Below are 11,976 nucleotides of genomic sequence, written 5' to 3'. Positions count from 1 at the left end.
GGGATCTCCTTCTCGTCAAACTGACGAAATTGTGTCACGTTGGTATGGCAATCGTCAAATCGACGATAAGAAGTTAGGGTTGAGGGCATGGCCGCGAAGAAGTACGACGAGACCAAGTACCCGCCGTTCGCCGTCACTGCCGACCTGGTGGTGCTCACCCTGCGCGAGGGGCGGTTGTGTGTGCTCCTGATCCAGCGGGGCGGGTCACCATTTGAGGGGCAGTGGGCCCTGCCTGGAGGCTTCACTCATGTCGATGAGGACATCGAGGCGGCCGCCTATCGTGAATTAGCCGAGGAAGCCGGGGTCGGTGAGCGTGACGTGGTGCTAGAACAGTTGCGCACTTATGGCGCGCCCAACCGTGACGAACGGATGCGGGTGGTCAGCGTGGCGTGGTTGGCGCTCGGTGCGGACCTGCCCGAGGCACGCGCAGGCAGCGACGCAGCCGATGCGCGCTGGGTGCCAGTCGAGGAGGCACTAAGTCAAGATCTTGCCTTCGACCACCGAGAGATTCTGACCGACGGGCTCGAGCGGGGCCGCGCCAAGCTGGAGTATTCAAGTCTCGCCACCGCCTTCGTCCGCGAGCCCTTCACAGTCGGTGAACTCCGCGAGGTCTATGAGGCGGTCTGGGGCACGCGCATCGACCCCCGCAACTTCCACCGAAAGGTCACCGGCGCCGAGGACTTCCTGGCAGAGACGGGGGCACGGACCGCCCGCGGTGGTGGACGACCCGCCATGCTGTATGTCGTTGGGCCGGCCACCCAGCTGCACCCGCCGGTTCTGCGTCGTGGGTGACCAGCTGTCAAGGCTGGTCGCCATCGTCGAATGTAGGGAAATGTCAAACCGAGGGGCCCGAAGAAGGGGCTGTCCAAACTAGAACTCGGGCCGGGGCGGCGCTCGGCGGACCATTCCTCCCAGAGGTTATGTTGACCACTTTCGGGCCGCCGTGCAATTCTCTCCGCCGCGCTCTAGATATGTGTTCCGCTTCGGCCCTGTCAAGATCAATGACAGTCCAGAGCTTCAGGCTATGGTGCGGTAAGGCGGGGAGGCATTCAATTCTGCTAATGCCAAGTTCCGTGCTATCCCAAGCCCTCCCTTTGATCTTCTCGTGATTCATCAAGCGTCTCTTCAGGTTGTTGGATCGACCGACGTAGACCTCAGTCTCTCCTCGCGTAGTTCGGTATATCCGGTAAATTCCAGCCGATGTCGGAGCCTTATACCAGTCATTTGCAGAGTTTATCAGGATTGGGCGGCCGGGTCGCAGTGCGCTCCTCAGTTCCTGGAGAACTGGGCTCTTTGACTGGAGTTGCATTTCTGTTCCGGTCGTCCAGAAGGCCTTTGCCCGATTTGACGCCAAGCTCGCTGGAGTCCGCTCTAGTGCTAAGGCTGCTGCGTCCAACGATCGAGCGACCGCCAGGGTAATTTGGTTGGCATCTGAGTCGAGTAGGTATAGGCCGCCTGGTTCACCAAACGGTCCAGATGTGGACAATGGGCCCCTGCGGCCAAGTGAGTAACGAATCTCATGCGCATCCTGCGCCGCACGCCACATATCGAACGTTTCCGGAGTTGCCCGGATGCTGGGAGATGGCGGAGTGTATACCCATTTCTCTTCATCTTTCTGGGTCTCGCGGAGTATGCCACTTGGGGACCGGATGTGTTCGGGGCGGGAGGTGCTGTTTTCTCGTGCTTGCGAGGGTGAGGGATAGTCTTGAGGATTCTCCGTGCTGGGGCGGTAGTCAAACTGTGCCCTCCAGCCCATACTCTTGTCTGTCTGTCTCGACTCAGTGCCGCTGTATAGCTGAGCGGAAAGTGGGGTCGATACACGTTTGATGGCAGTTCTCGCCGAGGTGCCGTAGCCGTCCCGCTTGCCGTTGGCCTCGGGCAGGTCGACCGCTGCGCCGTTGCCGGAGGCGGCCATCGCGGGAGCGGCGCCGGCCCAGCCGAGCAGCAGCGCGTCCTCGCCGCGCAGGAACCGGTGGCAGCGCACGCCGCCGGTGGCGCGGCCCTTGGCGGGATATTCCTCGAATGGGGTGACCTTGACCGACCCGGTCTGGGTGCCGGGGAGCGCGCCCGAGGACCCGGAGACCGTGACCACGACGTTCTCGGCCGAGGAATCGACCGCCCAGAAGCCCTGCACGGCAGCGTCCTTGGCCAACTTGATGCCGGCGATGCCGCCACCGCTGCGGCCCTGGGCGCGCACGCCCGAGGCGCTGAAGTGCAGCAGCTGAGCATCGTTGGTGACGAAGACCAGCTCCTCCTCGCCGGTGGTCAGCTCGACCGCGCCGACGACCTGGTCGCCGTCCTTGAGGGAGATGACCTCAAACTCGTCCTTGTTGCCGGGATAGTCCGGGTTGACCCGCTTGACGATGCCGTTGCGGGTGCCGAGCGCCAGCCCCTGACCCGTGTCCTCCAGCGAGCAGAGGGCCAGTGGCAGTGCGCCCGCTGGCAGGTCGACGAAGGCCGCCAGGGGAGCACCTCCAGAGAGTGTCGGTGCACCGTTGGTCGGGGGCAATGTCGGCAATTCAAGGGCCGAGATGCGCACCACCGTGCCGGCCGAGGTGACCAGACCGACCGACCCGCGGGCGGTGGTGCGCACCGCCGAGACGATGACGTCGTGCTTGCGGCGTGACCCGCCGGTGCCCAACGGCTCATCGGTCGAGGTCCGGGCCAGCAGCCCGGTCGAGCTGAGCAGCACCCAGCACGGGTCGTCGGTGACCTCCAGCGGGGTGGAGGCTGCGGCGGTGGCGGACACGCCGTCGGACTCCAGCAGGACGGTGCGGCGCGGGGTGCCGTGTTCCTTGGCGACCGCGGCCAGCTCGTCGGAGACCAGGTTGAGCAGCAGCTGGTGGTCCTCGAGCAGCGCGCGCAGTGCCTCGATGTCTCGCAGCAGCTCGTCGCGCTCGGTCTCCAACTCGATGCGGGAAAACTTGGTCAGGCGTCGCAGCTGCAGGTCCAGGATGTAGTTGGCCTGCAGCTCGGAGAGGTCGAAGACCTGGATCAACCGCTCGCGGGCGGTCGCCACGTCATCGGCGGCGCGGATCAGCTGGATGACCTCGTCGATGTCGAGGATGGCGATGAGCAGGCCCTCGACCAGGTGCAGCCGCTCCTCCTTGCGGCGCAGCCGATAGGCCGTGCGCCGGCGCACCACGTCGGTGCGGAACTCGACATAGACCTTGAGCAGCTCGCGCAGCCCGAGGGTGCGCGGCTGCCCCTCGACCAGAGCGACGTTGTTGATGCCGAAGCTCTCCTCCATCGGGGTGAGCTTGTAGAGCTGGGCCAGGACAGCCTCGGGGTTGAAACCGTTCTTGATCTCGATGACCAGGTGCAGGCCCTTGGTGCGGTCGGTCAGGTCGTTGATGGCGCTGATGCCCTGCAACTTCTTGGACTGCACGAGGGTCTTGACCTTGTCGATGACCTTCTCCGCGCCGACCAGATAGGGCAGCTCGGTGACCACGATGCCCTTGCGGCGGGCAGTGATGTTCTCGATGCGGGCCAGGGCGCGGGTGCGGAACGAGCCGCGGCCACTCTCATAGGCGTCGCGGATGCCGTCCAGCCCGACGATCCGACCGCCCTGGGGCAGGTCGGGGCCGGGCACGAAGCGCATCAGATCATCCAGGCTCGCGTCCGGGTGGGCGATCAGGTGCCGTGCGGCGCCGATGACCTCGCCGAGATTGTGCGGCGCCATGTTGGTCGCCATGCCGACCGCAATGCCCGAGGCGCCGTTGACCAGCAGGTTCGGGAACGCTGCGGGCAGCACGTCCGGCTGCATCAGCTGGTCGTCATAGTTGGGGACGAAGGCGACAGTCTCCTCGTCCAGGCTGCCCGTCATCAACAGCGCAGCAGGCGCTGGGCGGGCCTCGGTGTAGCGGCTGGCGGCCGGCCCGTCGTCCAGCGAGCCGAAGTTGCCGTGCCCATCGACGAGCGGCAGGCGCATCGTGAACGGCTGGGCCATGCGCACCAGGGCGTCATAGATCGCGGTGTCACCGTGCGGGTGGTACTTACCCATCACGTCACCGACCACACGCGAGCTCTTGACGTGCGCCTTGTCCGGGCGCAGCCCCATCTCGTGCATCCCAAACAGGATCCGGCGCTGCACCGGCTTCAACCCGTCGCGGGCATCCGGCAGCGCCCGGGAGTAGATCACCGAGTAGGCATACTCCAGGAACGCTCCCTGCATCTCATCCCGGATGTCCGAGTCTAGAATGCGACCCTGAGTTGCGAACGTCCGATCAGCATCGTCCCACCTAGAAGACATCTGCCACCCCCATTATCGAATGTGGATCGTTTCTATCAAGGCTAGTCGAGCGCCGTGTGCCTGCGGGTAGTCGACCTGCGGGTAGTCGATATGAAGAGGATGAAGCGGTTGGGAGTGGGTGGGACAACGCGTCTGCGAGGACACTCGGAGTTCTGGCTCCTCGTAAGCGGTCTGTAAGTGGAGACGCGAATCTTCCGGACTCCGGCAGAGCACGGGTAACTTAGCGGGTGAGAGGGGTGGAAGACGAGTGCGGGACCGGTGAGGTGCTTGAATCGACTGTTCAGGACTTCGAGGACCGAATGCCGGTATGCGGTGCTCGATCTCAACGCCACTGCGACTCGTCGGGCACCGAGCCGATCTGCACAGTCCTTGGAGGATGTCGGCATGCTGGATTGAAGCGGCAGTGGACTCGGTCGGGCAGCTGTTCGGAATGACTCCCAGCACCCTGTGTTGCTGGTTCAGGACGAGCCGGGGTCGCCGCGAGAAAAGGCGCTGGTGCTACTGAGTGAAGGGCAGCGCCTTTCGGCTCCGCGAAGCCGAAGCGGGGAAGCTGAATCAAGGCAGCGAGATTCTCGGTGGCCCTTCACCTCGATAGAGGTCGCAGCTCGTCCGCGCCGACTGGGAGGGGCGGGTAGGACATGACCCGGGGAGCATGACAAGATGCGGAGAGCAGGCACGCGATGAGGCGTGGGACGGAGCATCTGGACAGAATGGGGTGCTAGCAGGATGGCTACTGCTGGTTCGACGGCTATTGAAGAAGCGCTGTCCACGCACCTCAGCAGCGCTGGCTTCGATGTCTACTGGCCGAAGTCAGAGGGGCTTCCGGCAGTAGTCGCTGTAGACAAGGTTTGGGGAGTCCTTGTCATCGACCTCGCGGACGATGAAGCAGGCGGCCTCGTGGAGCTCAACCGGAAGCTCGGCCGATTGCGCATGGATATTCCGGAAATCTCGCGGGTCCCAGCACAGAGACTGGTCGTCACCAACGGGGCTGCCGTTACCGGTGGGCAGGTCGCGACGGTCGCGGATGCCCTCGGAGGCGTGTTCCTGAATCACCTTGCTCGAAGGGGCATGGACGAAGACGCACGCAGGGCGGTTTCCGCGCACTTCGCTCCACGCCTCAGCATCGACGTCCCGCGGCGAGATCCGCTCTTCGATGAGGGGGCGACGGCTAGGGCCTTCCAGCGGCTTGTGCTTGACGAAGAGCAAAGTGAGATTGCCTGTCGGCCCGTCGAGGACGTCCTGCTACTCACCGGACCGCCGGGTAGTGGGAAAACACTTGTTCTAGCAGCGAGGGCTAAGTGGTTAGCCAGTCAGCACCCCGGATGGCGGATCGGGTTGCTCTGCTACAACCGCACACTCGTGCCCTACCTAGAGTCGCTGGTCTGGGGGCATGCCAACATCAGCGTGTTCACCGTTGGAAGGCTCGCGAGTTTCCTGCGGGTGAGAGTTTCGTTAAGCGATGAAGAACAGGCTGAGCGGGACGTTGCAAGGGTGCTCAAGGAAATTAGACCAGTCTTTGACGCCGTCCTGATCGACGAGTGGCAGGACTTCATGGATGCCTGGACTCGCTTAATCCTGGCAGCTGTACGACCTGACCGTGGCGGCGCGACCCTCGGTGGGGACCCAAAGCAAGCCCTATACCGAGACGTCGACAGGGACGTTGCTCTCGCCGGACGTAAAGTGGAGGTGGCGACTCTGTCTAAACCCTACCGATCGACGCGCCAGATTCTCGACGTGACTTCGGCGCTGGATCCGACAATGGATGTTGACGGCAAGGAACAGGCCCCCGACGGTGAACCAGTCGACCTCGTGTGGGCGGAGAGCGTCGAGGGAATCGCTGATGCGGTTGCCAAGGACATCCAAATGATCCTACAGATAGATGGGCGTAAGCCCCAGGACATCGGCGTCCTGGTGACGCGCAAGTGGGATATGGGAAGGGTGCTCTATGGCCTGAAGAAGGCGGGTATCCCAGCAGGAGCTGTATACCCGAACAAAGCTGCAGAGTTCGACCTGGCGAATCCCGTCGTCAAGGTCATGACGGTCCACTCTGCGAAGGGTTACGAGTTCGATGTCGTATTCCTCGTCGGTATGGAGCACCTGACCAACCCTGACGGGAGCGATCGTGCGAGTAGGGAAGGACGCAGTGGTTATGTCGGCTCGACCCGAGCGAAGGATCAGCTGGTGCTCACGTACAACAAGGAAAACGTCTACCTGGATAGGATTCGAGCGTTGCCCCACGAACTCGTTCGACAGTGGGTTTGGCCCGATGACTACCCCGAGGAGGATTGATGGCAGACCTGAGGGTGAAGGGTGATTACGTCGGGCCTGGGGAGCAGAAGACTGCTGAGTACCTTGCCAGCACGCTGCCCGATGACTGGGTGATCTTCGCTGGTCGGAAGTTGCCCGGGCCGAACCGCGACGACGCCGACCTCGTCGTGGTCGGGGAGAACCTGGTCTTCGTTGTTGAGGAAAAGGCATGGGGCCCCACCGTGGTCGTCGATGACAACCATTGGTATGTCCGCGATGACCCGAGGCCGAATCCGCTCAATCGCGTGGCCCAGGTGGCACGCATCGTGGCAACTACGCTAAAGCAGAACGCCAAGGGGTACAGGAACCTCGGGCGTGCACACCGCGTCGTGCCGGCCGTGGTGCTGAGCCACTCCAAGCTGCAGGTGCTGATGGGGCCAAACCACGATGAGCGCGAGCGCATCTGGAGCCTCGAAGAAGCGGCGCGTTCGCTGGTTACGCTCGATCGCGAGTTCGCCGGAGCGCCCCTAGGGCGGGCACGCCGCCCAGTGATTACCTACCTAGACGATCTGCCTAAGCCTGGTGGGAAACCGACTATAGGTTCCTACACATTGGAGGCCCGGCTGGCCAGCGCGGGCCAGGAGCAGTCTTGGTCTGCGCTCGACTCCGCAGGCGAGCGCGTTGTCCTTAAGTGCTATCCGATGGCGGCCCTCGGTGTTCAGGGAGATCCCGAGGAGTTCCTCCAACGGGAGTACGTGGCCGTAAACCGCGTCGCGGACCTCGGACGGACATGGAGGGCTTACCCGCCTATCAAGGACGACGCGAGTGGTCTGTTCGTTGTCCCTGTCGTCCCGCCCCGCGGCGGGATGACCCTTCACCAGTCGGTGCAGAAGAGCGTTCCGGAACGCGTTGACGGTCAGCTGGACGCAGAGCTGGCACGTGCTGTCGCGATGGACGCCTTTAACGCTCTGCATGACCTGCACGAGGCTGGGCTCGTGCACCGAGCGTTACATCCAAAACGTATCTGGCTTCACCAGAAGCGGCGGGTCATGTTCAGTGATCTCAACCTCGCACGCGTCGTCGGAGACGAGTCCATCGCCCTGTGGGCAGTGGACGGCGACATGAGCGAGGACTTCAGATCACCCGAGTCCGCGCCCAGCATCTCTCTCGCTAGCAAGAAGTCTGATGTCTACAGCCTGGCTATGTGCTTGGCCTACTGGCTCCTGGGGCGGGACGTACTGGATCTCACGCACGATCAGCTGCGTCAGGCGGTGGCCAAGGTCCACCCGTGGGCCGAGCCCATCTTGAAGGCGCTGTCGGGTGACGCGAAAGAGCGACCAGGGGCAGATGATCTGGCTGAGCAGTTGAGGCCTGTGCGCGTGGAGACGCCTGCAGTCACTACGGCGCTGGGTGTATTCGAGGAAGGCGGTCTGATCGGTGATCGGTACGAAATCGTTGAAGAGTTGGGCCGAGGCGGATTCGCGACGTCATGGAAAGTCTATGACCGCCAACGCGAGTTGTCTCTAGTCCTGAAGCAGTTTCATGCCGATCTGCCAGAGAACGTCCGGGCGGAATTCCGTTCCGCCCATAACCTGCACTCGGACTACCTCGGCGGGGTCTATGACCTCCACGTCAATGAGGCGCCGCTATACATCGTATCGGAGCATGTCGAGGGGGAAAGTCTTGGGGAGGAGGGCCAAGCGTTCACGATCGAGCAACTGAGGGCGATCGCCTCAGACGTGCTGAGCGGCCTGGACTACATCCATGGTCGTGACCTAGTCCACGGGGACGTGACTCCGTCCAATGTGATCGTCGCCCCCGATGGCAACTCCGCCAAGCTCATCGACTTCGGCCTCATGGTGCGCTCCGGCGAGCAGCCGAGCGGCCAAACGCCTAAGTTCGCTGCCCCGGAGTTACTCAAGGGTGCGCCGGCGACGGTCGCTAGCGACCTGTTCGGATTCTCTGCCGCGATGGCCTACGCCATGCTGGGCAGACCGATCAGCTCGACTGCCTCGGGCAGCTTCGAGCTTCTTCCCCCGACCCAGGATGAGCAATTCGCATGGGGGTTGGGCGGTGAGCACCTGCTTGAGACGTTCCTACGTGGAGCAAAAGGAGACCCTGCTGAGAGGCCGCGGTCCGCCAAGGACTTCCTTAATCTCCTACGGAGCACCCAGCTGGCTCCGAGCCCGGCGGATGCTTCCGAGGATGGCGATTTTCTCGTCAATCTTAATGTCGGAGCGATCAGAAGGCTGTACCGCGCGAGCGCGGACGGCAATGCTGGCAACCGTGGTCTGGACGACGATTTTGCGCTCGCGACATATGTCCCTACTCGGCTTGATGATCGGCTCATTCCGCGAGTGCTCGCGGGAGAGTTGGATGTGGTCCTGTTGAGTGGGAACCCTGGAGATGGAAAGACATCCCTTTTGGTGCAACTGGGCCAGATGCTCAAGAATCAAGGAGCGAGCACTTTGCATGAGGACGATGCGGGATGGGTGCTCGAGCTGAACGGCAGGAACTTTCACGCAGTATTCGACGCGAGCGAAGCGCATGGTGAGCTCACCTCGGACGAACTGGTGAAGCAAGCGCTCGAGCCCGTCATGTCAGGGAAGGAAGGCCCCGCCACAGCCCTCATCGCTATCAACGACGGACGGTTGCACCAGTTCTTCGAGGACAATAGCGATGCCTACGAAGACTGGTGGTTCGAGATCCAGGACCAGCTCTCCGGGGGGGATGCCGCCGAGTCCAGAGTGGTGCTTGTTGACCTCAAACGTCGAGCGTTAGCATCGGGAGTCGGGAAGGGCCTGGCAGACACGGCCCTGGCATCGTTGGTCCGCGCGGAGTTGTGGAGTGACTGCTCATCGTGTGCCGCTCGTGCGCTGTGTCCGATCCTGAGTAACCGAGACAGTCTAAAGGGCGAGGGGGCAGCAGCCTTCAGCGAACTGATGTTGATCAGCCACTTGCGCCGCCGTCGCCGAGCTACTTTCCGAGATGTACGGTCCGCTGCTGCGTGGCTCATCACCGGTGACAGAAACTGTCCTGACGTGCACGAGCTGGTGAAGACGGGGAAGGACCCGCGGCTGATGGCAGACGCACTGACCCACGACCTGGCTTTCGTGACCGACAGCAACGACTACCTCGTCGACGAGTGGAGCGACCTCGACCCAGCGCTGGTCCCGAGCCCAGTCGTTGACCGTATCCGTCGGCTGTCGACTGGTTCCGAGGGAGGGGCGTTCTTCCGAAGTGGAGAGAGCGCCGCTCGAGCCATCTACTTCGGCGACCACGCGTATCAGGGCGTCGGCAGGGACAACGTGCGAGTGTATCGGCATCTGGACGAGTTCCTCACCATGCTCACGGACACAGATCCGGCCGGGACCAGGAACCGCCTGCTCCTAGGTATGAGCCGGCTTCTTGGAGCGCCCGGTTATGCGCAGCCGGGACTAGCATTCAATATGGGCGCGCAAGACTCCAGATGGGCGGTCTTGCACGCCATCGAGCCAGAGTCCTTCACCGTGCAGGTCGCGGACTCTACCCACCGCTATGTGGAGACCATCCCTGACCTCCTGGAGCTGCAACATGTAGGCGGATCGGTCCGGCACACGCTGAGGCTCAATCTCGACACAGCGGAAATGATTCTACGCGCGGCAGACGGGGAGCTTGTGGACGATGCAGCTTCTGACGCGATTCGCCAGGAGATCGACGCATTCGTCGGGCAGCTGAGTATGCAGCCGTCCAAGGCGGCCCACATCGTTGACTCGTCCGGATCGGTTTCCACCGCCACGATTTCTGGCGTTGACATCGCGTTTCACATCGAGGGGGGCGTCGACGCATGAGGTTCGCCATCCCAAAGGGCCTCCCCCAGAACTCGTTGATCACCGAGAACGTCATAAACGTGGAGCTCAACGACACTGATGTCGACCGCATGATGACCAAGATCCTGGAGCGAGCGGTGAAGCGCGGTCGGGTCTCAGGATCCAAGGTGGACACGAAGGACTACGAGGGATATCTCGCAAAGCTTCAAGGTTCGCCACACCTCACCGGTGTCGAGGGTGAGCGCGGGTTGGAGGTCCTCGACGGATGGATCCGCTCTTCGGTGCTGGTGCAGGAGACGGCTGGGCTTCGCCGCGACACGGTCCAGATGGGCTACCTGATGCCTCTCACGGTCGCTGCATACCGCAGTGGTCTACCCCGGAGCCAGTCACGCAACAGAAAGGCCGATGCCCTTGTCTACAAGGTCACGGCTCGCGCGCTAAGGGATCGCGGTGAGTCGAACGAGTCTGCCGTGATCCAGCGACTATTCCTGGACACCTTTGGCCGGGGCGTGGAGCTTGGTCCGTTCCCATCCACCAATCCAGCCTACGACGGGTCTGAAGTAGACATCGACACCTTGCTGGCGCTCAGGTTTATCGAGCAGTTCACCGGCAATGAGGCCCACAATCGGGAGCTGGACCGGCTAGATCCCCCAGTGCCCTCGGCGGTGGACCCCATTGCTCGTGATCTCTTGGAGTTCTTGACTTTCTACGGGCCCAAGCTCCCCGTCGCTGAAGCGTATACCCACTTCTCGGCTCTCCTCAGCCTGCGCCTGTTCCAGCTGCCGATCGTCACGGCACGTGTGATCAGGGCACTCCTGTCCGGGGAATTACCACCTTCCTCAGCCAGGAATCCTTGTGCTCAGTACGTAGACTTCGTGCGTCGACGCGGCCACCCGTCCGACGAACTCTCCCGCATGTCCGTCCAGCGCGATCTCGAGGTGATGCGAACCTTCTTTGGTGACCGCCTGCTCCTGCGCTCTCTTCAGGACGCAGTCCCTCTACTCCCCACTCGACCAGACCTCGGTGAGACCGCTGCCGCTCAGTTGGCTGGACTTGCTGCCATGCAAGACGACCCCATGATGCAGATGGCGCTGAAGATGCAGGTCGGTCAGATCGAGGGAGGCCTGGCAGCAGATGACGAAGGCCGCTCCTTCATCGCGGAGCTCAGAGATTCCCATGGATTAAGCGCTGCGCACCAGCTCACCGCGATCCTGGTGGAGGGTCTGCGAAAGCGTGGCCTGGAGAACCAAGTCAAGTGGTTCCACTCGGCGGGTGGGATCAAAAAGTCCTACGGCCTACTCAAGGGAGAGCTCCGGTCCCGCTCCAGTTGGCGTTATTCGCTGTCGGACGAGAGCCTGGTCGCCCTGCTCTGCATGTTATTCGTTGACGAGAGCGGCCAGCGTACGACCTCGCGCCTCCCGATCCGCGAGGTCCTGGCTCGGCTGGAGGAGCGTTTCGGTCTGCTCATCGCATCACCTCCGCCAGACCTGGATTCCGCAGATGCTCGGGCCGGCGCCGCAGAGAACCTCTCCGCATTCACCCAACGGATGAAGCTCCTCGGTTGCTTCGAGGGGTTGTCTGACGATTTCAGTGCTCAGTTCGTGACCAGACCAAGAGAGGCTGTGTGATGAGTTCTTCTAGCCACGATCTGCTCGCTTCGACGCTCGC

The 11,976-nt window shown here is 62.6% G+C and carries 4 protein-coding genes and 1 pseudogene; 4 read left to right on the top strand and 1 reads right to left on the bottom strand.

Features of this window, described 5'->3' with window-relative positions:
• Positions 1 to 87: 87 nt before the first annotated feature.
• A complete protein-coding gene (locus tag NF556_RS16485) occupies positions 88 to 792 on the top strand; it encodes an NUDIX hydrolase (RefSeq protein ID WP_252592113.1) in 705 nt (234 codons plus the stop codon).
• A 1,024-nt stretch (positions 793 to 1,816) separates the two neighbouring features.
• Here NF556_RS16485 and NF556_RS16480 read toward each other — a convergent pair.
• Positions 1,817 to 4,252: pseudogene (locus tag NF556_RS16480) on the bottom strand (DNA gyrase/topoisomerase IV subunit A); the annotation flags it as partial.
• Between the two features lie 726 nt (positions 4,253 to 4,978).
• Here NF556_RS16480 and NF556_RS16475 point away from each other — a divergent pair.
• Genes NF556_RS16475 through NF556_RS16465 form a run of 3 tightly spaced genes read left to right on the top strand, consistent with a single transcriptional unit; the run spans position 4,979 to position 11,936 of the window.
• Positions 4,979 to 6,541, top strand: coding sequence for a 3'-5' exonuclease (locus NF556_RS16475; RefSeq protein WP_252592112.1), 1,563 nt, complete (start codon positions 4,979 to 4,981; stop codon positions 6,539 to 6,541).
• Positions 6,541 to 10,329 carry a protein kinase domain-containing protein gene (locus tag NF556_RS16470; protein ID WP_252592111.1) on the top strand — a complete coding sequence of 1,263 codons (3,789 nt, stop codon included), beginning with the start codon at positions 6,541 to 6,543 and terminating at the stop codon, positions 10,327 to 10,329. The genes NF556_RS16475 and NF556_RS16470 overlap by 1 nt, the downstream gene beginning before the upstream one ends.
• Complete coding sequence (locus NF556_RS16465; RefSeq protein WP_252592110.1) at positions 10,326 to 11,936, top strand: methylation-associated defense system protein MAD7 family protein; 1,611 nt, start codon at positions 10,326 to 10,328, stop codon at positions 11,934 to 11,936. The genes NF556_RS16470 and NF556_RS16465 overlap by 4 nt, the downstream gene beginning before the upstream one ends.
• The last annotated feature ends 40 nt before the right edge of the window (positions 11,937 to 11,976 follow it).

The organism is Ornithinimicrobium faecis, assembly GCF_023923225.1.
GTDB lineage: Bacteria > Actinomycetota > Actinomycetes > Actinomycetales > Dermatophilaceae > Ornithinicoccus > Ornithinicoccus faecis.
Note: the sequence above shows the minus strand (reverse complement) of the source record. Positions and strands in the feature narration are given on the sequence as shown.